This is a genomic window from Arthrobacter sp. K410C (genome assembly GCF_059090105.1).
In genome coordinates this window covers 984,311-1,006,680 of sequence record NZ_JBNHFJ010000001.1, presented here as the reverse complement: position 1 = coordinate 1,006,680, position 22,370 = coordinate 984,311, and the positions used below count along the sequence as shown (strand labels likewise).

Below are 22,370 nucleotides of genomic sequence, written 5' to 3'. Positions count from 1 at the left end.
AGGTCCGGGCGCGGACGCCGGAAAGATGCTGTCAGGTCTGGATGTTCGCGTTCATAGGTCTCCCAATGTGGAGAGAGCGGCCAAGTGGCCTTGCAAACCCAGATCCATCGGAACCACGTCAACAACTTCTCTACACTGTAGACTGTAGGCGTAGACGAGCTCATAAGCAAGCTTGCCTGACGCAACCAGCAGGACGGATCCTTCATGCCTTCCCCCAAGAACCCCGCCACAAGGTCAGCGCCGCGGAAGGCGCGGCTAAGCAGGGAAATCGTGCTCAGAACAGCCCTAGAACTGGTGGACTCCGAAGGCCTGGACGCGTTGAGCATGCGGCGGCTGGGCCAGGAACTCGGGTGCGACCCGATGAGTCTTTACCGGCACGCAGCCAACCGGGCAGCCCTGCTGGACGGGGTCACCGAAATCGTGTTGGACGAACTGGCGATCTTTCCCGACGACCCGGACTGGCAGAAACAGTTGCGCCGGATCGCCCACGACCTGAGGCTCTTGGCCCTGCGACATCCTAACGTCGTGCCCCTGTTGGTTACCCGTCCACTCTCCACTCCTTTAGGCCTGCGCCCGTTCGGGACAATCCGCCCGCTCGAACAAATCCTGGGGCTGCTCATAAGGGCGGGCTTCGCCCCCGCAGATGCCCTTCACGTGTACCGCGCCTACTACGGCTTTCTCTACGGCCACATCCTCAATGAACTCCAGGAATTCGTGGTTGACCCGGAAGAAAACGAAGCGCTCCTGCGCTTGGGCCTGCATCGCCTGCCGCCAAAACAGTTCCCACACCTCCGGGCGCTGGGCCCGGTCCTGGCCGACTACGACGGCGACGCCGAACTGGACCAAGGCCTCAACATCCTGCTCAACGGACTCACCTCGCAACTTTCCGTGCATCAACCCCCCGGTTCCGACAGGGTGTCAGAAGGCGGACCCCGGGGCACTCCGGGCCGGTAGGACCCATAGGCGGCGACCTGCCCGTCTCCGGCGCCGCGTTCCAGCAGTAAAGCCTCATTCAAGCAGAAGGGAATATCGAAGTGGGCTCTTCAGATATCGCTAGATTCCAAGGAAGCTTCAATGTCATCAACGGGCTGTGGCCGCTGGTGCACATGCGCAGCTTCGAGGCGGTTAGCGGACCCAAAACCGATAAGTGGCTGGTTCGAACGGTTTCAGGCCTGCTCATCACCGTTGGCCTGGAGCAAGTCCGTGCAAGCTCCCATGCAGAAGGTGTGATCACAGCCAAGCGCCTTGGCGTTGGGACAGCTGCCACACTGGCAGCCATTGACTTGATCTACGTGGCCAAAGGTCGGATCAGCAAGATATACCTGCTGGACGCCGCCGTCGAACTACTCATCATCCGGCGTTGGCTGATAAAAACCTAGGCCGGGTCCGCCCCGCAGCCGCGAGGTTCCGGATGCGAGAATCCCCCCGCCGGCAAGGAAGACCGCCGGGAGGGGTTGCCGTCGTTCCTGTCCGGGCGTCGACAGCGTCACTCCTTGGATGAACCGACGTGCCATCCTCAGGTGGGCAGCCGAGCATAGAAGCGCCGGCGAGGTTAGCGGCGGCGGGTCAGCGCGCGCACCGCGGCCGCGGCCCCCAGCCCGGCCAGCACCCAGGGCCCGCCTACCAATAGCGGATCGATCCACTGGTGGTTCACGTCCGCCCGCTTCTTCCCCAACCGGGAGCCCAGGCCGTCCCGGGAGAACTCGCTGAGCACCCCCGTTTCCGTCACGGGGTTGTCCGGCCGGGCGGAAGCCAGGGACTTCAGGTGGTGCTCCCAGGCGTCCACCCGGTCCGCGGCGATCAGCAGCAGCCAGTGCGCGGCCCGGCCCTCGCTGTACTTCCGGTAGGCAAACTTCCGGATGGCACCCGAGACGCCCTTGGGAGGAGTGGAAGTCCCGAACACGGGCGTGAGCATGGCATGCTCAATGGACCGCTCCCGGGGCCAGGACTCCGGCTGCCGTTCCGGAAAGTCCCAGTGCGCCCCGGTTTGGATGCCGGGCTGTTCGCGGGGGTAGGACGGCCGGTCCGCCGGGTTTAGGTCCGCTCCCCAGCCCGGAATGCGTGCCCGCAAAGCGTCCGCGGTTTCCCTGGCGCCGGAGTTTCCGGCAATATATGGCGTTGCTGTCTCAGACATGGACTCTTCCCTTCAGCATTCAGGACGCGGTGGCGACGATGAGGGGCTTGATGCAGTCATCGAGCTTGGCGGAGAACATGTGGTACCCCTCGGCGATGTGTTCCAGCGGGATGCGGTGGGTGACGATGTCGCTGGGCTTCAGGTACCCGTTCCGGATGTGCTCGAACAAACGCGGCCACTGCCGTTTCACCGGGCACTGGTTCATCCGCAGGGTCAGCCCCTTGTTTACGGCGTCACCGAATTTCACAGCACTGAAAATCGGCCCGTACGCGCCCACCACGGACACGGTGCCGCCCTTGCGGACGGAATCGATGGCCCAGTTGAGTGCAATGGGGGATCCGCCCTGCAGCTTCAGCTTGGTGCCGGTCACGTGCTGGAGGAAGTTGCCGTCCGCCTCGGCCCCCACCGCATCAATCACGACGTCGGCGCCCAGGTAGTCGGTGGCTTTCTTCAGGTGCACCACAATGTCGTCGTACTCCGCGAAGTTGTACGTCTCGGCGTGCGCGAAGGTCCGGGCCTTCTCCAGCCGGTATTCCAGGTGGTCGATGACGATCACCCGGCCGGCGCCCATAAGCCAGGCGGACTTGGCGGCGAACAGACCCACGGGCCCGGCGCCGAACACCGCCACCGTGTCGCCTTCGACGATGTCGCCCAGTTGGGCGCCGAAGTAGCCGGTGGGCAGGGCGTCGGTGAGCAGGACCGCGTCCTCTTCGTCCATCCAGTCGGGAATCTTCGAGGGCCCCACGTCCGCAAAGGGGACCCGCACGAACTCGGCCTGGCCGCCGTCGTAGCCGCCGCAGGTGTGGGAGTAGCCGTAGATGCCGCCCACCGCCGTCGCGTTCGGGTTCACGTTATGGCAGTTTGAATACAGCCCGCGGGAGCAGAAGTAGCAGGACCCGCAGTACACGTTGAACGGGACCATCACGCGATCGCCCACCGTCAGGTTCTGCACCGAGGAACCCACTTCGTGCACCACGCCCACGAACTCATGCCCGAACGTCATGCCCACCCGCGTGTCCGGCATCATGCCGTGATAGAGGTGCAGGTCGGAGCCGCAGATGGCGCCGATGCTGACCCGCACGATCGCATCGTTGGGGTGCTCGACTTTGGGGATGTCTTTTTCCTCGACCCGGATTTTGTATGGGCCGCGGTAAACCATTGCTCGCAAGGGTGCCGCCTCAATGTTGGCTGGCAGTGGGAAGGTCCCGTCATGCAGGAGCCGCCCCTTGGCTCGAGGTCCCACCGCAGTGCTTCACAGGCTTCCATCTCCGGTGCAGGTGGTCAAGGTCCTTTCAGCGGTGGACTTTGGGAGGTCCGCGCCGGTTAGCGCGTACGACGGGGGGTAGGGACTAGGTGGACAGGGCACCTTACCGAGGGGGAACAGGGATATGTCACGAGAGACCACCGTCCAGCGCACCGCATCAGCGGCTGCGGCACCCGCGTTCGTGTTCGGGATGGGCGTGGGCGGCTTCGTGGACGGAATCGTGCTGCACCAGCTGCTGCAGTGGCACCACATGCTCAGCCACACCGAGCCCGGCAACACCAAAACCGTGGCCGGGCTGGAGCTGAACACGCTGGCGGACGGGTTCTTCCACAGCGCCATGTGGGTGCTGGTGGTGGCCGCCGCCGTGTTGGCCATCCGGGCTCGGCGGCAGGGGCGCCTGTCCCCGAGCTGGAGGTTCCACACCGGGCTGGCCCTCGCCGGCTGGGGCGTGTTCAACGTGGTGGAGGGCCTGGTCAACCACCAGCTGCTCGGCATCCACCATGTCCGTGACGATCTGGGCGGGCCCCTTGCGTGGGACCTGGGGTTCCTGGGCCTGAGCGTGGTGCTGGCCGCCGTCGGCTGGTTTTTGTACCGGAACGGCAGGCAGCGCCAAGACTAGCTGGCCACGCGCATCTCAATCCGTGGGTCGCAGAAATTACGACGGCGGCGGGCCGGCCTGGGTGCCGCCCCGGGAGGCGGGCGTGAAGCGGAGCGAGAAGAGTTTTTGTCCAGATATGGCGACTTCAGTGGTCCGGAAGTCGCCATATCTGGACAAAAACTCGGGGGGTGAGGGGGTGGATTTCGGGCGTAGTCTTGGGGGAAAGGCTCTCTCTTTCCCTCTCTTGGGCAGCATGGTTCGCGCCTTGTGCCAGGGCAGGGTGCGAGTGCAAGGAACTACCAGGAATGGGGCCCGCCGTGGCCGAAGAACTGATGTGGGATGCGGGACACGGCCGCCTGGGCGAGTTTGTGCTTGCCAGTTCCCAGGTGGAGGACTTCCTGCACGATCTTGCCGTCTTCGCGGCCAACGACCTGTCAGCCCCGGACTCCGTTGTCAGCTGCGGAATTACCCTCGTGCGCCACAAGAAGCCCACCACAGTCGCCAGCAGCGACGACCGGGCAAGGGCAATGGACGAGGTGCAGTACCAATCCAAGGACGGGCCCTGCTTGACGTCCATCCGGGAGGGCGTCACCGTGCACGTCCCGGACCTTGTGAATGACGGGCGCTGGCCGGACTATGTCGCGGCGATAGGCGACGACAAAATCAACTCCGTCCTCGCCGTACCTTTCCTCGCCGAGGGCGGGGCCAAGGCAGCGCTGAACCTCTATGCCGAGGGAAGCCATGCGTTCTCGGACGAGGCCATCCGCCGGGCCGAGGACTTCGCCCTGCATGCCAGTACGTCCCTGCGCCTGGCACTGCGGATCGCGCAACTCACTGACAACAGCAACGACCTCACCGAGGCCATGAAATCCCGGACCACCATCGATCTCGCCGCCGGCGTCATCATGGCCGAGAACAGGTGCAGCCAGGAGGTTGCAATGGACATCCTCAAGAAGGCGTCGAGCAGCCGCAACATCAAGCTGAGGGATGTGGCTGCGGCCGTACTTGCATCCATCAGCAATGAGATGGTCTACACTCACTTTGATGCCTGAGGGCACCGGCGGGCCCCGGGCTGTCAGCGGGGTAACTCAAGACACCTCGTCCGCGTAGGGGGCGTGCAGTGACGGGGTCCCGGCCACCATCTCGTTTGCCGCCATCGCCAGCAGGTCGCGTTCGGTGGCGGGCAGGGACAGCATGCCTTCCACGTAGGCCTGGACCTCGTACTCGCCGGCCGAACCGGTCATGCCAAAATACTGCAGCCACAGTTCACTGATGGTGATGTCGGCTGCCTGCAGAACCTCCATGAGCCGGCTGCGCTGTTCCGGCTCATGCATGTCGAAGCCCACAATTTCCCCTCACTGTTCCGGCGTCGCCTTATGGATCAGCCTTTCACTGGCTTCAAAGGCTCTGGTCCGGGATCTCCATCTGGAAACCGCACACGCAGCGCAGCACCCGGGTGGCCAGGTACACGCCCAGCGTCTCAGGCAGCCGCCGCTCGTTGTAGGTGCTGTGGATGCTGCGGACCTCCGCTCCGGCGGCCCGCATGGGCTGTCCGCAGTGGATGTAATGTCCCCCGAACGCCAGTACGTTGGGAGTGCTGCCGGCCCGGTTCAGGATCCGTGCCACCTCCGTGACGTCAGCCGCCTGGGTGAAAGGCATACCGCAGCCGGTGCACCGGAAGGACACCTCTACCAGGGCGGCACGGGATGCAGAATCCGCGGGAAGCGCATCAATCGAGGTGATCTCCAGGTAGTGGTCATGGCCGCACCGCCGGCATGCCAGCGGGCCGGGCCGGAACTGCGGTGCGTCCCGGTAGCCGTTCGCAGGGGTGGGCATCAAGCCACGGCCGGGTAGCTGTAAAGGATGTAGTCCGCTGCGGCGGGGCCGGTCATGTGCAGCCGGGAATCGTGGATGTCCACTCCGCACCGGTGCATCCCGGCCCGGAAGGCCTGATCCGATTTAGGAGTGAATCCGTGCAGGTTTGCCCAGCTGATGTACAGGCCGTACAGGCAGTCAGGGCCCAGCATCGTATCGCTGGAAGGATCAAAGATGGTTGCTTCTTCAAGGAACTGTTCGAAATGCGAGGCTGCCACGATGGGGCCCTTCCGCTCCTGCATCATACGCCGCCGTTGGACTGCAGCAGCTACTCCCGGGGCCTGTGCAGATGGGCCGGGGAGGGCGGGCCATGACGCCCGTCACAGTTCCGAATGTACCGGTGATCGGGAGGGAAGTACAGGGCTTGGCGTACGACGGCGGGACGGCAGGGGGTGCCCGTGGGAGGGAAAATCCCCGCCCGGACACGACGGAGCACCCGGGGGCGTTGCCGTCCCGGGTGCTCCGGATCCTTCAGGTGTGCTGGCTACGCGTGCGAGTACGTCAGGCAGTCGGCGTTGTCCCGGCCGGGGCCGACGTGCACCTCAGGCGCCTTGCACATCAGGTGGTCGTTGTGGATGCATTCGCTGCGCTGGCAGGCTCCGACGTCGGCCAGGACCTTGGGAAGGCCGCCGTGAACTCCGGTTTCAATGAACGTGGCGCAGTGCGCGTGGTTTTCGGCGCCGCCCACGGTGATGGCGGCTGCGTTGCAGTTGGTGTGGTCGTTAAAGGAACAGTTCGTTACGCTGCAGTCCGCGACGTGCGTTGTCATTGGAAAGTCCTCCTTGGCCGGCCGCCCGGGATAGGCGGCCCTCGTGCGTCTACCGTAAGCCCGCCGGAACCAATCAAAAAGACCCAATAATGTTCGCTAATTTCCAGCCTTCCGGCCTGTGGAAGCCACGCAGAGGCCTTCCCGTCCCGGAAAAACGGGAGGCGCTGACCCTTTCCGCGGATTGATAAGGGTGCTTATTATGTTGTTCTCTTCGGCGGTAAGCAGAGTCCGTCATCACTTCCGTCCGCCGCTGCAGCCGGCGGACTGGCCAGCATACGGGTAGCGAAGAGATTGGAAGAAAAGCCAAGATGAATGACATTCCTGAGCACAATGTCCCCGGGCAAAGCGTCCCTGAACACAAGGACCTGGCCCTGCCGGACTACGACCATCTGCCTTTGGGGACGCTTCCCACGCGCATCACGGGTTTGGCGGAAGCCGACGTGGCGCAGCTGATCGGCTACGAGAAGGAGCACGGGAACCGGCTGCCTGTCCTGCAAGTCCTGGAGAAGAGGCTGCAGGACCTGCAGGCGGGTGCGGAGCCGAGCGGGCCACAGGCGCCTAGTACCCCGGAAGTGACACCAGGTGCCGCGCCCGCGCAGCAGCCCACATCGGTGCCCGGTCCGCCGGTCAACCCGCCCTCCCACGGTGACCCCACGAACCCGGCGCAGCCGCGGTCATGACCTGAGGAGCGGGCATGGACAGGCAGGACAGCCCCGCCGCCGCTGCCTCAACGGACGACGGCGGCGCGGACCCGCACGCCTATGTCCACTCCCGGCGGGCAGACCTGAAGCGTCAGTTGGCCGAGTGGGTGCAAGTCCCGGGAATATTGGGGGAACCCGGGCACACCAAGGACCTGCTCCGCTCGGCCAACTGGCTGGCCGCCGCGTTCCGGGACATCGGCTTCCCTGTTGTCGAGGTGCAACCCACGGGGGACTCGCACGCGGTGTACGCGGAGTGGTGTGCGGCCCCCGGCGCTCCGACCGTCCTGGTCTACAGCCACCACGACGTCCGTGCCGTGAAGCCGGACAACTGGAACCAGACGGCACCGTTCCAGCCGGCGGTGCGCGAGGGCAGGCTGTACGGCCGGGGAAGCTCGGATGCCAAGGGCCAGGTCCTGGCCCACCTCGAGGGAGTCCGCGCCCACCTCCACCAACGCTCTCTCACTTCCGGCGCCCAAAACCCCAACGCCCGCTCACTTGTGGCGGCAAAAACCGAAACGCACGCTCACCCCACTTTCCCCCAACAGGCAGGTCCCGTGCCCGCCGTCAACCTGAAATTCCTCGTCGAGGGCGAGGAGGAAGGCGGCTCCCCGAACCTGGCCAAGCTCCTGGAGGAACAGACGGAAACGTTCCAGGCCGACGTCGTGCTTTTCTCCGACACCCTGCTCTGGCGCGAAGACCACCCCGCCCTGTGCGTGGGCCTGCGCGGAATGCTCAGCGCGCAGCTGGAGGTGTTCGGCCCCGAGCGCGACGTCCACAGCGGAGCCGTCTCAGGCAACGCCCCGAATCCGGTGTTCGAACTGAGCCGGCTGCTGGCGCAGCTGCACGACGAGGACGGCCGGATCGCCATCCCGGGGTTTTACGACGACGTGGAGCCGCTGCCAGCAGACCTGCGGCAGGCTGTTGCGGACCTTCCGTACAGCGACGAGGACTGGCTCGCGCATTCCGAGAGCGGCGCCATTACAGGGGAGGAGGGCTACACGGTGCTGGAACGGCTGTGGCTGCGGCCCGCCGTCGAGGTCACCTCCCTGGTTGCCGGCGATCCCGGGGAAGTCTCCCGCGCTGCCGTGCCGGCCGTCGCCGCCGCGGACCTCAGCTTCCGCACCGTGCCCGGCCAGCGGGTGGAGAAGGTGGCCGACTGCTGCGGCAATGGGTGGACGCCACCATCAGCGGCGCCTTCCACCACCGGCTGACCCCGGACCTTGAAACGGCGCAGGAGCCGTACCGGACCCCGGACCACCCCGCAGTTCACGCGCTGGAGCGGGCCATGGCGCGGGGCTTCGGGTCCGGCAGCGTAGGCAGGATGGGCAACGCGGGCGGAGGGCCAGCCGAGCTTCTGTCCCGCGTGCTCCATGCGCCGGTGCTGTTTTTCGGAACCGGGCTTGTGGAGGACCACTGGCATGACAGCGACGAGAGCGTCAGCCTGGACGTCCTGGAGAACGGCGCCGTGACGCTGGCCTGTTTCTGGGACGAACTTGCAAGGATGCAACGAGTAAAGGACGACGGCGATGGACACCTTTCCGAATAACGGCACCGGCGGTCCGGGCACGGGCAGCGGCGGGAACGTCAGGACCTTCGGTGTGGAGGAGGAACTGCTCCTGGTGGACCCGGGCAGCGGGGACGCCGTGCCGATGGCGGGGGCGCTCCTGGATCTGTATGTCCGGCCGCTCGAGTCCAGTGCCGGTCCCGTCCTGACAGCCGAATTCCAGCAGGAAATGATCGAGGTGGTCACCCCGCCGCATTCCACCATGGCTGCCCTGGAGGCCGACATCGTGGCCGGCCGGGCCATCGCGCACCAGGCGGGGGAGGACGTGGGGGTGCGGGTGGCCGCACTGGGCACCTCGCCGCTGCCCTGCGACCCGCACCCGGTGAAGCTGCGGCGCTTCGCAGCCATGGCGGAGGAGTACGGGCTGACCGCACGGGAACAGCTCACCTGCGGCTGCCACATCCACGTCTCGATCGAATCACCGGAGGAGGGCGTGGGGGTGCTGGACAGGATCCGGAACTGGCTGCCGGTGCTGACCGCGCTCAGCGCAAACTCGCCCTTCTGGCACGGGCAGGACACCGGCTACGCCAGCTACCGGTCGCAGGTGTGGAACCGCTGGCCGTCCGCCGGGCCGCTGGAAATCCTGCGGACACCGGACGCCTACTACCAGCTGGTGCATGACATGGTGGACACCGGCGTCGCGTTGGACGAGGGCATGATCTACTTCGACGCCCGGCTCTCCCGGCACTACCCCACGGTGGAGGTCCGGCTCGCCGATGTCTGCCTGCGGCCGGAGAACACGGTGCTGCTCGCCGGGATCTCCCGGGGACTGGTGGAAACGGCCGCGCGGGAGTGGCGGGCCGGCGTCGAACCGGTGGCCGTGCCCACGGCGCTGCTGCGGCTGGCCGGCTGGAAGGCCAGTCGCTGGGGACTGCGCGGGGAACTCCTGGATCCGGTGACCAGCAGGCCTGCGCCGGCGCTCGCCGTCGTCAATTCCCTGCTGAACCATATCCGCCCTGCACTGGAGGACATTGGGGACCTGCAGCGGGTGGAGGAGCTGACGGACAACCTGCTGCATGTGGGCACCGGCGCCGTCCGGCAACTCGAGGTGCTGCACCGCACCGGCGACCTCGAGGACGTGGTGGACGACGCCGCCAACTGCACGGTGGGGGTCGCAGCGGGCGGCGCCTAGGAATTCTGGAGCGGAACGGGTGCGGCGTCAGCAGACTTGGGTCTTTCTGCCCTAGAAGGCGGTGCTGCCCGGGCGTTGACTGGAATTGCGGGCGGACCGCCCGCGGGAGGTTAACTAGCAGGGAGGCTTTTCCCGGGAGGACGCGGCAATGGTCGAGTTCCTTGACAGGGCCGACGCCGGCCGGCGGCTTGGGCAGCGCCTGGCCGGACTGCGGGGCCGGGACGTGGTGGTGCTGGGATTGCCCCGCGGCGGAGTTCCGGTGGCGTTCGAGGTGGCAAAAGCCCTCGACGCGCCGCTGGATGTGGTCATGGTCCGGAAACTGGGGGTTCCGTTCCAGCCGGAAGTGGCCATGGGCGCCATCGGGGAGGGCGGCGCCCGGGTCCTGGATGAGCGCGTCCTCTCCCTGGCCCGCGTCACGGACGAGGACCTGGCCGGCGTCGAAAGCGGGGAACGCGGACTGTTGGAGGACCGGACTGCGCGGTACCGGCAGGGCCGGCCGCGCACCGACCTCCACGGTCGCACGGCCGTTGTGGTGGACGACGGAATCGCCACCGGTTCCACGGCGCGGGTCGCCTGCCAGATCGCCCGTCAGCTTGGCGCGGCGCGGGTGGTCCTGGCTGTGCCGGTGGCCCCGGCCCGTGCCATTCCCTTGCTGACGGAAGCGGACGACGTCGTCTGCCTGGCTACCCCGCGGAACTTCCGGGCCGTGGGCCACTACTACGACGACTTCTCGGCCACCGGGGACGAAGAGGTGGTCCGGTTGCTGGACGACGCCGAACGCCGGCTTCGCAGGGTCCGCGGAAATACAGGGCAGGAGGGCAGGGTGCAGGGTGAATCAGGGCAGGAGGGCTTCGTGCGGGGTGAAGGGGCCGAGGAAGAAGTCGAGATCCCGGCCAACGCAGTCCGGCTGAGTGGCAGCCTCCACCGGCCTCCCGGGTGTGAAGGCATGGTCATTTTCGCCCACGGCAGCGGAAGCAGCCGGCACAGTCCGCGCAACCGGTATGTGGCGTCAGTCCTCCATGATGCCGGACTGGGCACGCTGCTGCTTGACCTTCTCACGCCGGCGGAGGAAGTGGACCGGAGCAACGTGTTTGATATCGCCCTGCTGGCCCGGCGGCTCCGCTCTGCCACCCGGTGGGTGGAATCGCGGCAGGACGGCTGGCATGGCCGGATCGGCTACTTCGGGGCGAGCACGGGGGCCGGCGCCGCGCTGTGGGCAGCCGCCGAACCGGACGCCGAGATAGCAGCCGTGGTGTCCAGGGGCGGCCGGCCGGACCTTGCCGGGACGCGGCTCGCCGCCGTGCGTGCCCCCACGCTGCTGATCGTGGGCGGCTCCGATCCCCAGGTGCTTGCCCTCAACCGGGAGGCCCAGTCCCTGATGCGGGCCACCACGCGGCTGGAAATCGTGCCGGGAGCCAGCCATCTATTCGAGGAGCCCGGAACCCTGGCCAGGGCTGCCGAACTGGCCGCGGGATGGTTCAGCCAGTACCTGCTCGCTTCATCGGACGGAAGCTCCAGGCGGGAGGTCCAGCAATGACCGGTGGGAGCGGCGATGAGGACGCCGGCCGGGGACGGGAGCTGGACGAGATCCTGGCCCGTCCCCTGGACACCGCCGCCGACCTCGGCGGGCTGGTCGGGCCCTGCAGGAGTTCTTAGGCGAGCGCTTCCGGGCGCACCTTCAGGGAGCGCAGGGATCGCATCAGAGCGACGGCGGTCAGCGACCCGGCTGCCAGGATGGACGCCAGCACCACCACCTGGAAGCGGCCGGCCTCAAGGGGTGAGGCGCCGCCGAAGATGGCGCCCACAAAGGCGCCGGGCAGGGTCACCAGGCCGGTGGTTTTGGTCTGGTCAGTCGACGGGATCAGCGCTGCGTGCACGGAATCGCGGGCCTGCCTGAGCGTAGCCCGGCCGGGCGTTGCGCCGAGCGCCAGCCAGCCCTCCACCTCGTCCCACTGCTCCCGCACCGCCTCATAGAACCTGCGCCCGGCCAGGACGGCGATGGTCATGCAGTTGCCGATCACGATGCCGCCGACGGCCAGGACGTACCGCGGCGCGAATTCGATGGCACCGGTGCCGAACACCACGCCGAGGGTCACCAGGACGCCGGTCGCCATGGTGGCGGACACCACCACGAACCGGTGCCAGGACCACGCCAGCCGGCGGGTGGCCGTCACCGCGGCCACGGTGAACATGACCAGCAGCGCCGCCCCCACCCAGAAGGGATCGGTGATGATGCCGCCCAGGACCAGGCTGATGAGCGCCAGTTGGGCCGCCCCGCGGAGGATGGCGGCAGCGGGAGCAGCGTACGACGGCGTCCGCGAGCCCCACAGGACGCCCACCGTGAGTGCCACCAGGAGGGCGAGGGCCACGAGTGTGGGCACCAGGGCGGCAAGGTCAGGCATGCTGCCAGCTTAGGCGGGCCGGCAGGGACAGGCGCTGTACGACAGGCCCTGTCCCCGCCCGGTGACGCTTTAGGAGTTGCTGTCGGAGATTGCGGAGCTGACGGCCGTGGGGCTGTCGTATTCCTTGTCCGGAATAGCTTCGAGTGCCTGGATCACGTTGCTGTCGGCGCCCGAGTCCTTCGCCCTGGACAGCAGGGCGTCACGCTTGGCGGGATAGTCCACGCCGCCGAGGAACTTCTGGATCTGGATCGGGTTTGGGGTGTCGGCCATCGGGTTTCCTTTCTCGTGCCGGCTCTGAATCCGCGCACCGCCCCCGGCAGGAGGCGGGCGCGGACGGCTTCATCGTAGCCGCGACTGCTCCCGGTGGGAACGGGTGCGGGTGGATCCTAGGCCTGCTGGCTGAACCCCTCCGCCAGGTTTTTGGGACCCTGCACAATGATCTGGTCGTCGTCGTACAGGACGGTCTGGGCGGTGGTGTGCGTCCAGGTCCCGCCGGGCCGCTTCACGGCCACGATGGTGATCCCGTACTGGTCGCGGAGGCCGAGGACACCGAGCGGCCGGTCCCGGGCAACCAGAGGCGGCTGGGTGCGGATCATCACGAAGTCGTCCTCGAATTCCACGTAGTCCAGGATTGAGCCGCGGACCAGGTGCGCCACCCGCTTCCCCATGTCGTGCTCGGGCCGGATCACGTTCTCGACGCCGAGCTGGGCCAGGATTTCGGCGTGCGGTTCGCTGATGGCCTTGGCCCAGATCTGCGGATGCTTGAAGGTGAGCAGCCGGGAGGTGGTCAGGATGCTGGCCTCAAGGTCCGTGCCGATGCCCACCACTACCCTGTCGAACTCGTGGACTGACAGCTGCCGCAGCACAGCCTCCTTGGTGGAGTCGGCGCGGACCACGTGCGTGAGGACGCCGTTGTAGGACTGCACGATCTCCTCGTTGCTGTCGATGCCCAGCACCTCCGTGCCCTGCGCTTCCAGCTCCAGCGCCAGTGACCCGCCGAACCGGCCCAGCCCGATCACTGCCACGGAGTCGGCCTGGGCGGCGCGTCCTGCTCGCCGGGAAAACATGTCCTTAGCCAATGAGGGGCCTTTCCTTCGGGTATTCGTACATGATGGGGCGGCTGCGGAGAGCCAGGGCGGTGCCGAGCGTGACGGGACCCAGGCGGCCGATGAACATGAGCAAGATCAGCACCACCTGGCCTGCCGGGGGCATTCCCGCCGTGATGCCGGTGGAGAGCCCCACCGTGGCGAAGGCGGAGACCACCTCGAAGAGGATCCGTTCCTGGCCGAAGTCGGTGATGAGCATCAGGAACATCGTGGACGCCGTGATGAGGGCGATGGCCAGCAGGACCACGGTAATGGCCTGGCGGTGGACGGCCCGGGAGAGGCGTTTGCCGAAGATGTTCACCGCCGTGCCGCCGCGCAGTTCGGTGGCCATGATGAAGAACAGGACGGCGAACGTGGTGATCTTGAGGCCGCCCGCCGTCCCGGCCGGGCCGCCGCCAATGAACATCAGGATGTCCATGCCCAGCCAGGACACCGGGTGCATCTGGCTGATGTCAATGCTGTTGAATCCCGCGGTGCGGGTGATTGTGGACTGGAAGAACCCGCCCAGGACCCGCTCACCGGGAGGCAGCGCACCCAGCGTGGCGGAATTTGTCCACTCCGCGGCCGTCAGGAACACCGTGCCGCCAACCAGGAGGACAGCGCTGCCCAGCAATACCAGCTTGGTGTGCATGCTCCAGAAGACGGGCTGGCGGAACTGGCGGCGCAGTTCGAACAGGACGGGGAACCCAAGGCCGCCGATGATCACGGCCGCGGCAATGGGCAGGCATACCCAGGGATCGCTCACGAACCCCATGAGATTGTCCGAGTACAGCGCAAACCCGGCATTGTTGAAGGCGGAGATCGAGTGGAACACCCCGTGCCACAGTGCCTCGCCGGGGGAGTAGCCGTAGCTGAGCAGGAACCGCAGCATCAGCACCAGGGCCAGCGTGACCTCAACGAGCAGGGTGATGATGAAGACACCCAGCAGGACCCGGCGGACGTCGCCGAAGCCGGCGCTCTTGGTTTCCGCGGCGGCCAGCATTTTGGAGCGCAGGCCCAGCCGCCGGGCGGTCAGGACGCCCAGCAGGGTGCCGAAGGACATCACGCCGAAACCACCCACCTGGATCAGGGCCAGGATCACCACTTGCCCGAAGCCGCTCCAGAACACCGGGGTGTCCACGGTCACCAGTCCCGTCACGCAAACGGCCGACGTCGCGGTGAACAGGGCCTCCAGGAAGGATGCGCCGCCGCCGCCGTTCCTCGCGATCGGCAGCATCAACAGCCCGGTTCCAACGGCGATAACTAGCGCAAACCCGAGGACGATGAGCTGGGCAGGGTGCCGAGGCAGCAGGCGCCGCACGAGCTTTTGCAGGGTGGAGAGCTGCTGGTTCTGGAAGGCTGCGACAGAGCGGCTGTAGCCAGCAAGAATTAGGCTTGGTTTTCGCCTCCGGTGCGGTGGCGTGGGGCCGCGCTGGTAGGCCTTCAAATGCATAGGCGTCACCGTACCACCTGGGGCAGTACGTTGCTGGAAGGGCAGGGGCCAACGCAGGTATCAGCCGTTGCCGCGTTTTTTCTCGGCTTCCTTCTGCGCCTCTTCCAGCTTCTTTTCCGCTTCCTTGCGCAGTTCCTCGGCTTCCTCCTGGGCCTTCTCCCGCTGTTCCTCGGCTTCCTTCCTGGCCTCCTCCGCCTGTTCCAGCTGCTCCTCGGTCAGGGTCGCCGGGGCGGAAGGCTGCGGGGCAGGAGCCGCGGCTGCCGCCAGATCATTGCGGATGCTACTGATCGCGGCCTCGATCCGGCTCTTCCGCTGCTCGGACATCCGGCCCTGTCCGGCTGCCGTCGCCACGTCCTGGCTCAGCTGCTGAAGCTCGGCCCGGGCCGCGGGAAAGTCCTGCTGGGCCGCGTGCTGCTTGGCCACGGCTACCCGCTGCTGCAGCTGTTCGGCCACCCCGCCGTCCAGGTCGGGTCCGGCGGAACATCCGGCCAGGAGCCAAAGGCCAAGGCAGGCGGCCAGGATCAGGGCCGTGAATCTTCGGACCGGGGTGTGCCTCATGGCGTGACGCTCTCTTCCAGTTCCTTGAAGTGTTCGCCCAGCTGCCCCGGAATCGTGGGGCCCGGAGTTTCCGCCGGGCCTGGCCCCGGCTGCCGGATTGACGTCAGCAACACCACGGCGAGGACCACGACGACGGCGGCCGCCGCGGCCAGGATCCACAACCGGCTGCCGCGCAAGACAGCAGGCTTCCGCCACTGGCGCCGCGAGGGCCCCGCCTGGCGGGCCGGCTTTTCCCCGGCGGAGGCCGGCGCGTGGGACGGCATCTGCGGGGCAGGCTGCCAGGAGGTGGCATTGGTTGCCTGGTGTTCCGGCAGAAGGGGAAGCCGGGCAGCCGCTGCCGGGCTGGCCGGCTGCGGCAGGGCAGCGCCCGCGTCCAGGACACGGGTTGCCGGAAACGATGTCTCCGCGGCTGGCGAACCCTTCGCCCCTTCGGCGGGAAGCGCCCAACCGGCTGCGGCGCCCATCGTTGCCGCCACATCCGCCGCAGCGGGCCGGTCCTGCGGGTTCCTCGACGTCATGGCCGTGAGCAGCGACGTCCACTGCGGCCCCAGACCGTCGGGGATGCGCGGGCCGCGGGAGAGCCGGGCGACGGCGGCTTCCATGGGCGGCCCGGGAAATGCCACGCTCCCAGTGAGTGCTTCCAGCAGGACAAGGCCCAGCGAATAGATATCAGCCGGCGGCCCCACCGCGTCGCCCCTTGCCTGCTCCGGACTCAGGTAGGCAGCCGTTCCGGGGACCATGTTGGTTGCGGTGACCCGGACGCCGTCGAGCATCCGCGCGATGCCGAAATCGGCAAGCTTGGGGCGGAGCGGGGCGTCGGCCGCGTAGCGGGTGAGGAGGATGTTGGCAGGCTTCACGTCCCGGTGCACCACGCCGCGCTGGTGGATGTAGTGCAGTGCCTCGGCCAGTTCGGCTCCCAGCCGCGCGGCGTCATTACCGGCCAACGGCCCGTCCGCCAGCTGCCGGTGGAGGTCTGTTCCCTGCACCAGTTCCATGACCAGGAACGGCACTTCGCGCTGCCCGCGGACCAGCGTGCCGGTGTCGAAGAGCGTGACGAGGCCATGGTGGTTCAGCTGCGCCAGCATCCGGGCCTCCGACTGCTGCCTCGCGAGCTCGTTGGCGTCGGTGATGTCGTCGCGGAAAATCTTCAGCGCCACCGGCCGGTCCAGAACCTGGTCGGTCCCCCGGTATACGCTCCCCATCCCGCCGTGGCCCAGCACTTCGTCCACCCTGTAGCGCCCGCCCAGGACGGTCCCGGCCAGGCCGGTTGCCGTGTGTTCGGTCATGGTTGCCGCCTTCCGTCTGCATCCACTCTAGGCGCATCGCCCCCTGCAGCAGGGGGTCTCGAGGCAGCTGCGAAGGCCTCTACCGCGGCACATCTGCCGCTTGTATGATGTGGACCGGAGAGCCGGGAAGCCTGGTCGGCCCGCAGACCTGCACGCCTGCGGCACGTACCTGGCAGCCGCCTGGGGCGTGAGCTGCGAGACCACGAACGGAACCGCCATGCACACAGATTCAACCCCCGTTGTCCACACCTCTGGACTTGTGAAGAACTTCGGGCGGACCACCGCGCTGACAGGCCTGGACCTGACTGTCCTGCCCGGCGAGGTCCACGGCTTCCTCGGGCCCAACGGCGCCGGAAAGTCCACCACCCTCCGAATCCTCCTGGGGCTGATCAAGCCCAGCTCCGGAACCGCCAGGGTTTTCGGGATCGACCCCTGGGCCGAACCGGTCCGGGCGCACCAGGACGTCGCCTACGTTCCCGGAGACGTGACGCTCTGGCCCAACTTGTCCGGCGGCGAGGTCATAGACTTGCTGGCCGGGCTCCGCGGCGGGGCCGACGAAGCCCTGCGCCGGCAGCTGATCGAGGAATTCGACTTCGATCCGCGGCGGAAGGCCCGCACCTATTCCAAAGGGAACAGGCAAAAGGCAGCACTGATCGCCGCGTTTTCCCGCCGCGCCAGGCTGTACCTGCTGGATGAGCCCAGTTCGGGCCTGGACCCGGTGATGGACGCCGTCTTCCGCCGGCATGTCCGGCGGGTCACCGGCGAGGGGGCCACGGTGCTGCTGTCCAGCCACATCCTGGCGGAAGTGGAACAGCTGTGTGACCGGGTGACCATCATCCGGTCCGGGACCGCGGTGGAGTCGGGGACCCTGGCCGAACTACGGCACCTGACGCGAACCCGCTTCCGGGTGACCGCTGCCGTGGAGCCGGATGTGCTGGCGGCCCTGCAGGGCTTCCACGACGTGCGGACCGACGGGGACGTCATCGAGTTCGACGCCGACGCCACCCACCTCGGTGCCGTGCTGGACGCGCTCGCGTCGGCGGGCGTCACCGGCATCACGGCCGCGCCGCCGTCGTTGGAAGAGCTGTTCCTGCGGCATTACAGCGACCAGCCGCCCGCCCCGCAGATCCAGGCCCCGCAGATCCAGGCCCAGCAGAACAACGCCGAGCAGAACCAGGCCCAGCAGGGCCAGGTGCTCTGATGGGCGCCGTCCTGCGCCTGGCACTGCTCCAGGCACGGCGTGACTGGGCAATCCTGGCCGCGTGGATCGTGGGCATTGCCGGGCTGGGGTATGCCGCAGCCACAGCCATCACCATCCAGTTCGCGGCGGACAATGAGCGGGCCGCCCTGGTTGCCGTGGCCGCCGCCAGTCCGGCTTTCCTGTTCCTGCGCGGCCTCCCGGACGGCATCAGCTCCGGCGCGGTCACGTTCTTCCAGGGCTATTCCTTCACCGCGGTTCTGGCGGGGCTGATGGGCACGTTCCTGGTGGTCAGGCACACTCGCGCGGATGAGGACCAGGGCCGCCTCGAACTCCTCGGCTCCACGGGCGTGACCCGGGCTGCGCCGCTGCAAGCCACCCTGCTGCTTGGAACCTGCGCCAACGTGGTCCTCGCCCTGGCTGTGGCCGGTGGTTTCGCAGGGGCTGGCCTGCCTGTTGAGGGTTCCTTCCTGGCGGGGGCGGCTGTGGGTGCCGTGGGACTGTTCTTCGTGGGCGCCGCGGCGCTGGTGGCCCAGGTGATGCCGTCCGCCCGCACTGCCAACGGAACTGGTGCAGCGCTGGTGGGTGCCGCCTACATGGTCCGGGGCGCCGGAGACGCCCTCGGAACCGCCGATCTCTCAACCCTGCAGGTCACCCCCACCTGGCCCTCTTTGTTCTCGCCCATCGGCTGGGGCCAGCGCATCCGGCCGTTCACGGAGGCCGATCCGCTGCCGCTGCTGGTCCTGGCCAGTGCCGCCTTGATTCTGGGGGCGGCGGCCGTGGTGCTCCGCCGGGAGCGGGACCTGGGTGCCAGCTATATCGCGGCCAACGAGTCGGGCCCGGAGCACGCCCGCCCGGACTTAGTGTCGATGCCCGGGCTCGCATGGAGGCTGCAGCGCGGAAGTGTGGCCAGCTGGTGCTTCACCGCGGCCGTGATGGGGTCAGTGGCCGGCGGACTGGGCCCGGTGGTCCAGGATGCGCTGGCTGGCAACCGCGCGCTGATGGAACTGATGGGCCGCCTGGTTCCGGGGGAGTCGGCCATGGTGGACCTGTTCACCACGGCCATGCTCGGCATTGTCGGAGTACTGGCGGCTGCCGCGGGAATCCAGGCGGTGCTGCGGCTGAGGGCGGAAGAAGCCGAGGGGCGGGCCGAGCTGCTCCTGGCCGTTCCGGCGTCGCGCCTCCGTTGGCTGGCCGGGACACTCGCCGTCGCCGTCATCACCACGACGGCGGTCGCGGCCGCCGCGGGAGCCGCGGCGGCCGCTGTGCTCACCGTCTCCCAAGCCGGGGGCAGCAGCGCCGCCACCGTCTTTGCGGCGGCACTGGCCCATGTTCCGGCGGCGCTGGTCTTTCCCGCGGTGACGGTGCTGGTGTTCGCGCTGGCGTCGCGGTGGACCAGTGCGGTGGGCTGGGGATTCCTGGCCGTGGGGCTGGTACTGGGCCAGTTCGGGGACCTGCTGGGGCTGCCGGTGTGGCTGCAGGACCTGAGCCCGTTCCGGCATTCGTCCGCGATGCCCGCCGAGGCATTCGACCCGGCCGGCGCCGTGCTGCTCGCCGCCGTCGCCGTCGCCCTGGCCGCGGCGGCCGGCCGCCTTGTGCGCGAGCGCGACCTGGCCGGGTACTAAGGGGCCGCAGGGGTTACCGGAAGTCCTTTCCCTTTCCGGCACGCGAGCGGGCAGGAGGTTCGACTTTCCAGGACGAAATTCCCAGCCCATCCAGAAGCCAGTAGGCAGCAGCGCACTCGAGCACAAAGCCGGCAATACCGATCAGCAGTATCTGCGTTGCGACGCCCACGACGACGAGTACCAGGCCCGCCAGGACCGCGAGGATGGCGAGTATCATCCGGCGCGGGACCGATCCGGCCGGTTTGCCTGCTTCCAGGTTCCGGGCCAGGGAGGGATCCTGGGCGCTCAGAAGGTTCTCAAGCTCCTCAAGGCGCCTGCGCTCTTCGTCGGACAGTGGCATTGGACTTCGCCTTCTTTGGCCCTGGAAATGCCTTCACTATTCAGGCTAGGCACCCGGTTCGTCCGGACAAAGGGGTGTTACTCAGTCGTGATGGCACTGCAGCATTCTTGACGCCCTTGTAACGGCCCGTGGCCCGGGACGGACCTACGGTTAAAGGGAGCATCATCACCCGGCGTCCCCGATACAGCGTTGACACGTCGTGGGACCGCCCAGGCGGCAAGGACCCCCAGAAAGGATGTGGCATGGTGCCGTGGGCCTCCTCACATTGAGGACCGCGACGGAGCAGACATTGGAACAGTCGATGACCTTCTCATCGATCCCGAAGAAGAACGCGTCCGCTGAGAAGCCATTTATCCCGGTGGACGCGATCTCATACGTCACGGGGCCCCAGGGTACGCCTATCCGACGCATCCATTCCCGCGCCGCTGAGCACGCCGCGAACTCTGCCTGATCGGCAGCCGGCTGAGATTGGAGGACACTCTTGATGGAGAAGTCAGCGAATATTCTCACAGCAGTGCTGGCGCTGCTGCTGCTACTGGTGGGGTGCACACCCCCCGCTGACGAGGATCACTACGCGGTCGCTGTGGGGTCGAACAAGGATTTTGCCGGCCTTGAATTGCGGAGCGTCTTTATTGTTACTGCAGCCGAGAATGAACCCGGCCGGATTCTTGGAACGATCTTCAACACCACGGGCGAGGACGTTGATCTGGTCATCGGGGACAATGACGACGAGTTGCCTGTGACCATTCCGGCTGGCGGGAAGGTGGAATTCGACACTTCGCGGTTTGTCCTCACCAGCACAGAGGCCAGGCCCGGTGCGCGGACGGACCTGACAATCCAGGCAGAGGGTGAGACGGCGAGCTTTGATGTGGCTGTTGTCGACGGCACTTTGGAGCAACACGCACCCTATGTGCCTGAATAGGGCCGGGCAGCATCACGTCAAAGGCACGTCCGTGCACCCAGCGCCGGGCCCACGAGGTGGTGGTCGCATTAGCTCGAGGCGTCCCGGCCTGTGTCAATTATCCGAATCTTTCTGACGCAGAAAGTAGGCGCCCAAGGTACCCGCGAGCGTCGCGAACACCACAACGGAGTAGATGGCCATCAGCACCTGGATGAGGCGGGCGGAGAAGCTGGTGCCGGTGATCCCGCTGCCGGTGATCGCAGCCATGGCTGATTCATAGAGGGAATCCGCGTAGGAGCTGTGCTCGCCGGTGGCGTAGAGGAACTGGCTGGTTGCCAGGATGACGACGGCGGTCACGGCGGCGAGCCAGCCGATCCTGCTGGTCAGGAGCTTGCCTGCAGAACGCGAACCGCGGACACCCGCGGAGAGGATTGATCCGTAGCGGGCCAGCCTGGCGAAGCGGACCAGTCTGAATGCGTGAAGGGCCCGGAAGAACCGCAGGAACGGTACCAGCAGGAAAATCACCTGCCACCAGTTCTTGCGCCAGAAATCCCTGCCGAATGCGGCGATGTAGGCGCGGAGCAGGAATTCGAGGACGAACACCGCCCAGAAGAGCCAACCGATCACCGTGAAGGCGCTCGCCAGTGCGGGGTCTTTCGCCACCAGCTGGCCCAGCACTACGAAGAGGAAGATGACACCCAATATCCCCATCGGCTTGTCGAGCCGACCGGCGAGGGCCTCCGCCTTGCCCAGCCTGGCGTCGCTTGCCTGCGGAACCGGGGAATCGTCAGGGATGTCCTGGCTTGCCACGGGGATCAGGAACCCGGAGTCCCGAGAACGCCACTGAGGGCCGACCCGCTGCCAAGTTTGTTCTTGGGGATGACACTCATGGTCCCGTTGGTTTCAAGCACCACCACCGCGATGTCCGCAAGGTCCCCGGAGCCCGTGGCGCGCACCGCCTGCAGGATTTCGGAGTCACTCAGCCGGTTCCTCCGCAACTGGGCGTGCTGGAGTTCCCCGGACAACACCAGCGCCACAGGCCGTGACGTTACCGCGGACCGTGCGCCCGTGACGTGGGCCGACGCCCACGCGATGACGAACTGAAGGCCTGCAAGCATCACCAGCGCGGCCATCCCCTCAAAGAAGGCCACATCCGGGCTGAGCAGGATGGTGGCAAGAGTGGACCCGAAAGCGACCGTCACAATGAAATCAAAAGCGTTCAGTTGTCCCAAGGTCCTTTTGCCCGAGACCCGTAGCAGGACCACTACGGCAGCGTAGGAAGCCGAACCCACAACCAGTACGCGCAGAATCTCCGGCCAGGAATCAAACCACATAATGTCAAGCTCCTTCGGTAGGCAGGTGGCAGGGAACGCGGACATCTGACGGCTATGGACAGTACGCTTAGTATCGCTGGTTCCGGCGTCGGCAGGCCAACACGGGGTTGGTGACGTGCCAGCCCGTCACCGGCCCTCGAAGGAGAGTGCG

At 67.0% G+C, this 22,370-nt stretch carries 27 protein-coding genes and 1 pseudogene; 13 read left to right on the top strand and 15 right to left on the bottom strand.

The genetic code is table 11. The features are described from left to right. The first annotated feature begins 204 nt into the window (after positions 1–204). Together AC5RU7_RS04790 and AC5RU7_RS04785 are read left to right on the top strand one after the other, a co-directional pair. Entirely contained in the window at positions 205–954 is a 750-nt protein-coding gene (locus AC5RU7_RS04790) for a TetR/AcrR family transcriptional regulator C-terminal domain-containing protein (protein ID WP_494051286.1), read from the top strand. Between the two features lie 80 nt (positions 955–1,034). Then, positions 1,035–1,379 carry a hypothetical protein gene (locus tag AC5RU7_RS04785; protein ID WP_494051285.1) on the top strand — a complete coding sequence of 115 codons (345 nt, stop codon included), beginning with the start codon at positions 1,035–1,037 and terminating at the stop codon, positions 1,377–1,379. 173 nt (positions 1,380–1,552) lie between these two features. On the opposite strand, the gene AC5RU7_RS04780 is transcribed toward AC5RU7_RS04785, so the two are convergent. Continuing rightward, a complete protein-coding gene (locus AC5RU7_RS04780; RefSeq protein WP_494051284.1) occupies positions 1,553–2,134 on the bottom strand; it encodes a hypothetical protein in 582 nt (193 codons plus the stop codon). A 19-nt stretch (positions 2,135–2,153) separates the two neighbouring features. Next, positions 2,154–3,302: a zinc-dependent alcohol dehydrogenase gene (locus AC5RU7_RS04775; protein WP_494051283.1), complete on the bottom strand. Its 1,149-nt coding sequence runs from the start codon at positions 3,300–3,302 to the stop codon at positions 2,154–2,156. A 220-nt stretch (positions 3,303–3,522) separates the two neighbouring features. On the opposite strand from AC5RU7_RS04775, the gene AC5RU7_RS04770 reads away from it, so the two are divergent. Then, complete coding sequence (locus AC5RU7_RS04770; protein WP_494051282.1) at positions 3,523–4,017, top strand: DUF2243 domain-containing protein; 495 nt, start codon at positions 3,523–3,525, stop codon at positions 4,015–4,017. Between the two features lie 284 nt (positions 4,018–4,301). Continuing rightward, positions 4,302–5,048: a GAF and ANTAR domain-containing protein gene (locus AC5RU7_RS04765; RefSeq protein WP_494051281.1), complete on the top strand. Its 747-nt coding sequence runs from the start codon at positions 4,302–4,304 to the stop codon at positions 5,046–5,048. Between the two features lie 36 nt (positions 5,049–5,084). Here the strand turns inward: AC5RU7_RS04765 and AC5RU7_RS04760 are convergent, their stop codons facing one another. From AC5RU7_RS04760 to AC5RU7_RS04745, 4 genes are all read right to left on the bottom strand, one after another. Further along, positions 5,085–5,342, bottom strand: coding sequence for a hypothetical protein (locus tag AC5RU7_RS04760; protein WP_494051280.1), 258 nt, complete (start codon positions 5,340–5,342; stop codon positions 5,085–5,087). Between the two features lie 52 nt (positions 5,343–5,394). Next, positions 5,395–5,832 carry a hypothetical protein gene (locus tag AC5RU7_RS04755; protein WP_494051279.1) on the bottom strand — a complete coding sequence of 146 codons (438 nt, stop codon included), beginning with the start codon at positions 5,830–5,832 and terminating at the stop codon, positions 5,395–5,397. Beyond that, entirely contained in the window at positions 5,832–6,089 is a 258-nt protein-coding gene (locus AC5RU7_RS04750; protein WP_494051278.1) for a hypothetical protein, read from the bottom strand. Before AC5RU7_RS04750 ends, AC5RU7_RS04755 begins: the two co-directional genes overlap by 1 nt. Before the next feature lie 266 nt (positions 6,090–6,355). After that, positions 6,356–6,640, bottom strand: a complete 285-nt coding sequence (locus tag AC5RU7_RS04745) for a DUF1540 domain-containing protein (protein WP_494051277.1) — start codon at positions 6,638–6,640, stop codon at positions 6,356–6,358. A 308-nt stretch (positions 6,641–6,948) separates the two neighbouring features. Here AC5RU7_RS04745 and AC5RU7_RS04740 point away from each other — a divergent pair, with 308 nt between their 5' ends. From AC5RU7_RS04740 to AC5RU7_RS04715, 6 genes and pseudogenes are all read left to right on the top strand, one after another. Next, positions 6,949–7,320 carry a DUF8129 domain-containing protein gene (locus AC5RU7_RS04740; protein ID WP_494051276.1) on the top strand — a complete coding sequence of 124 codons (372 nt, stop codon included), beginning with the start codon at positions 6,949–6,951 and terminating at the stop codon, positions 7,318–7,320. Positions 7,321–7,334: 14 nt separating this feature from the next. Then, positions 7,335–8,432 (top strand): annotated as a pseudogene (locus tag AC5RU7_RS04735) (M20/M25/M40 family metallo-hydrolase); the annotation flags it as partial. After that, positions 8,357–8,887, top strand: a complete 531-nt coding sequence (locus AC5RU7_RS04730; protein ID WP_494051275.1) for a M20/M25/M40 family metallo-hydrolase — start codon at positions 8,357–8,359, stop codon at positions 8,885–8,887. The pseudogene AC5RU7_RS04735 and the gene AC5RU7_RS04730, both read left to right, overlap by 76 nt. Continuing rightward, positions 8,868–10,037 (top strand): carboxylate-amine ligase, encoded by a 1,170-nt coding sequence (locus AC5RU7_RS04725; RefSeq protein WP_494051274.1) that lies wholly within the window; start codon positions 8,868–8,870, stop codon positions 10,035–10,037. Before AC5RU7_RS04730 ends, AC5RU7_RS04725 begins: the two co-directional genes overlap by 20 nt. 148 nt (positions 10,038–10,185) lie before the next feature. Then, positions 10,186–11,574: a phosphoribosyltransferase family protein gene (locus AC5RU7_RS04720; RefSeq protein WP_494051273.1), complete on the top strand. Its 1,389-nt coding sequence runs from the start codon at positions 10,186–10,188 to the stop codon at positions 11,572–11,574. Continuing rightward, positions 11,571–11,693, top strand: coding sequence for a hypothetical protein (locus AC5RU7_RS04715; RefSeq protein WP_494051272.1), 123 nt, complete (start codon positions 11,571–11,573; stop codon positions 11,691–11,693). Before AC5RU7_RS04720 ends, AC5RU7_RS04715 begins: the two co-directional genes overlap by 4 nt. On the opposite strand, the gene AC5RU7_RS04710 is transcribed toward AC5RU7_RS04715, so the two are convergent. The 6 genes from AC5RU7_RS04710 to AC5RU7_RS04685 all read right to left on the bottom strand — a co-directional run bounded on the left by AC5RU7_RS04710 (position 11,690) and on the right by AC5RU7_RS04685 (position 16,821). Continuing rightward, the gene (locus tag AC5RU7_RS04710; RefSeq protein WP_494051271.1) at positions 11,690–12,439 is read right to left on the bottom strand and encodes an ABC transporter permease; all 750 of its coding nucleotides are present in this window, start codon (positions 12,437–12,439) and stop codon (positions 11,690–11,692) included. The genes AC5RU7_RS04715 and AC5RU7_RS04710 overlap by 4 nt on opposite strands. A gap of 69 nt (positions 12,440–12,508) precedes the next feature. After that, positions 12,509–12,709, bottom strand: a complete 201-nt coding sequence (locus tag AC5RU7_RS04705; protein ID WP_494010097.1) for a DUF2795 domain-containing protein — start codon at positions 12,707–12,709, stop codon at positions 12,509–12,511. Positions 12,710–12,825: 116 nt separating this feature from the next. After that, on the bottom strand, positions 12,826–13,518 hold the full coding sequence (locus tag AC5RU7_RS04700; protein ID WP_494051270.1) for a potassium channel family protein: 693 nt from the start codon (positions 13,516–13,518) through the stop codon (positions 12,826–12,828). After that, on the bottom strand, positions 13,511–14,977 hold the full coding sequence (locus AC5RU7_RS04695) for a TrkH family potassium uptake protein (protein WP_494051269.1): 1,467 nt from the start codon (positions 14,975–14,977) through the stop codon (positions 13,511–13,513). The genes AC5RU7_RS04700 and AC5RU7_RS04695 overlap by 8 nt, the downstream gene beginning before the upstream one ends. A gap of 60 nt (positions 14,978–15,037) precedes the next feature. Continuing rightward, the gene (locus AC5RU7_RS04690) at positions 15,038–15,535 is read right to left on the bottom strand and encodes a hypothetical protein (RefSeq protein ID WP_494051268.1); all 498 of its coding nucleotides are present in this window, start codon (positions 15,533–15,535) and stop codon (positions 15,038–15,040) included. Then, a complete protein-coding gene (locus AC5RU7_RS04685) occupies positions 15,532–16,821 on the bottom strand; it encodes a serine/threonine-protein kinase (RefSeq protein WP_494051267.1) in 1,290 nt (429 codons plus the stop codon). Before AC5RU7_RS04685 ends, AC5RU7_RS04690 begins: the two co-directional genes overlap by 4 nt. 217 nt (positions 16,822–17,038) lie before the next feature. On the opposite strand from AC5RU7_RS04685, the gene AC5RU7_RS04680 reads away from it, so the two are divergent. Continuing rightward, on the top strand, positions 17,039–18,022 hold the full coding sequence (locus AC5RU7_RS04680) for an ABC transporter ATP-binding protein (protein WP_494051266.1): 984 nt from the start codon (positions 17,039–17,041) through the stop codon (positions 18,020–18,022). Further along, on the top strand, positions 18,022–19,644 hold the full coding sequence (locus AC5RU7_RS04675; protein ID WP_494051265.1) for an ABC transporter permease: 1,623 nt from the start codon (positions 18,022–18,024) through the stop codon (positions 19,642–19,644). The genes AC5RU7_RS04680 and AC5RU7_RS04675 overlap by 1 nt, the downstream gene beginning before the upstream one ends. Positions 19,645–19,657: 13 nt before the next feature. Here the strand turns inward: AC5RU7_RS04675 and AC5RU7_RS04670 are convergent, their stop codons facing one another. Continuing rightward, entirely contained in the window at positions 19,658–19,984 is a 327-nt protein-coding gene (locus tag AC5RU7_RS04670) for a DUF3040 domain-containing protein (protein WP_494010104.1), read from the bottom strand. A gap of 484 nt (positions 19,985–20,468) precedes the next feature. Here AC5RU7_RS04670 and AC5RU7_RS04665 point away from each other — a divergent pair, with 484 nt between their 5' ends. Beyond that, entirely contained in the window at positions 20,469–20,906 is a 438-nt protein-coding gene (locus AC5RU7_RS04665) for a hypothetical protein (RefSeq protein ID WP_494051264.1), read from the top strand. A gap of 93 nt (positions 20,907–20,999) precedes the next feature. On the opposite strand, the gene AC5RU7_RS04660 is transcribed toward AC5RU7_RS04665, so the two are convergent. Together AC5RU7_RS04660 and AC5RU7_RS04655 are read right to left on the bottom strand one after the other, a co-directional pair. Continuing rightward, complete coding sequence (locus AC5RU7_RS04660) at positions 21,000–21,695, bottom strand: hypothetical protein (protein ID WP_494051263.1); 696 nt, start codon at positions 21,693–21,695, stop codon at positions 21,000–21,002. A gap of 5 nt (positions 21,696–21,700) precedes the next feature. Beyond that, entirely contained in the window at positions 21,701–22,219 is a 519-nt protein-coding gene (locus tag AC5RU7_RS04655) for a DUF421 domain-containing protein (RefSeq protein WP_494051262.1), read from the bottom strand. Positions 22,220–22,370 lie beyond the last annotated feature (151 nt).

What these genes read in the sequence shown, in the direction of transcription:
- AC5RU7_RS04765 (WP_494051281.1), top strand. Translation starts at nt 4,302, where the DNA reads ATGGGGCCCGCCGTGGCCGAAGAACTGATGTGGGATGCGGGACACGGC.
- AC5RU7_RS04655 (WP_494051262.1), bottom strand. Translation starts at nt 22,219, where the DNA reads ATGTGGTTTGATTCCTGGCCGGAGATTCTGCGCGTACTGGTTGTGGGT.
- AC5RU7_RS04790 (WP_494051286.1), top strand. Translation starts at nt 205, where the DNA reads ATGCCTTCCCCCAAGAACCCCGCCACAAGGTCAGCGCCGCGGAAGGCG.
- AC5RU7_RS04720 (WP_494051273.1), top strand. Translation starts at nt 10,186, where the DNA reads ATGGTCGAGTTCCTTGACAGGGCCGACGCCGGCCGGCGGCTTGGGCAG.
- AC5RU7_RS04780 (WP_494051284.1), bottom strand. Translation starts at nt 2,134, where the DNA reads ATGTCTGAGACAGCAACGCCATATATTGCCGGAAACTCCGGCGCCAGG.
- AC5RU7_RS04715 (WP_494051272.1), top strand. Translation starts at nt 11,571, where the DNA reads ATGACCGGTGGGAGCGGCGATGAGGACGCCGGCCGGGGACGGGAGCTG.
- AC5RU7_RS04740 (WP_494051276.1), top strand. Translation starts at nt 6,949, where the DNA reads ATGAATGACATTCCTGAGCACAATGTCCCCGGGCAAAGCGTCCCTGAA.
- AC5RU7_RS04755 (WP_494051279.1), bottom strand. Translation starts at nt 5,832, where the DNA reads ATGCCCACCCCTGCGAACGGCTACCGGGACGCACCGCAGTTCCGGCCC.
- AC5RU7_RS04665 (WP_494051264.1), top strand. Translation starts at nt 20,469, where the DNA reads ATGGAGAAGTCAGCGAATATTCTCACAGCAGTGCTGGCGCTGCTGCTG.
- AC5RU7_RS04680 (WP_494051266.1), top strand. Translation starts at nt 17,039, where the DNA reads ATGCACACAGATTCAACCCCCGTTGTCCACACCTCTGGACTTGTGAAG.
- AC5RU7_RS04695 (WP_494051269.1), bottom strand. Translation starts at nt 14,977, where the DNA reads ATGCATTTGAAGGCCTACCAGCGCGGCCCCACGCCACCGCACCGGAGG.
- AC5RU7_RS04770 (WP_494051282.1), top strand. Translation starts at nt 3,523, where the DNA reads ATGTCACGAGAGACCACCGTCCAGCGCACCGCATCAGCGGCTGCGGCA.
- AC5RU7_RS04670 (WP_494010104.1), bottom strand. Translation starts at nt 19,984, where the DNA reads ATGCCACTGTCCGACGAAGAGCGCAGGCGCCTTGAGGAGCTTGAGAAC.
- AC5RU7_RS04705 (WP_494010097.1), bottom strand. Translation starts at nt 12,709, where the DNA reads ATGGCCGACACCCCAAACCCGATCCAGATCCAGAAGTTCCTCGGCGGC.
- AC5RU7_RS04710 (WP_494051271.1), bottom strand. Translation starts at nt 12,439, where the DNA reads ATGCCTGACCTTGCCGCCCTGGTGCCCACACTCGTGGCCCTCGCCCTC.
- AC5RU7_RS04685 (WP_494051267.1), bottom strand. Translation starts at nt 16,821, where the DNA reads ATGACCGAACACACGGCAACCGGCCTGGCCGGGACCGTCCTGGGCGGG.
- AC5RU7_RS04675 (WP_494051265.1), top strand. Translation starts at nt 18,022, where the DNA reads ATGGGCGCCGTCCTGCGCCTGGCACTGCTCCAGGCACGGCGTGACTGG.
- AC5RU7_RS04725 (WP_494051274.1), top strand. Translation starts at nt 8,868, where the DNA reads ATGGACACCTTTCCGAATAACGGCACCGGCGGTCCGGGCACGGGCAGC.
- AC5RU7_RS04690 (WP_494051268.1), bottom strand. Translation starts at nt 15,535, where the DNA reads ATGAGGCACACCCCGGTCCGAAGATTCACGGCCCTGATCCTGGCCGCC.
- AC5RU7_RS04745 (WP_494051277.1), bottom strand. Translation starts at nt 6,640, where the DNA reads ATGACAACGCACGTCGCGGACTGCAGCGTAACGAACTGTTCCTTTAAC.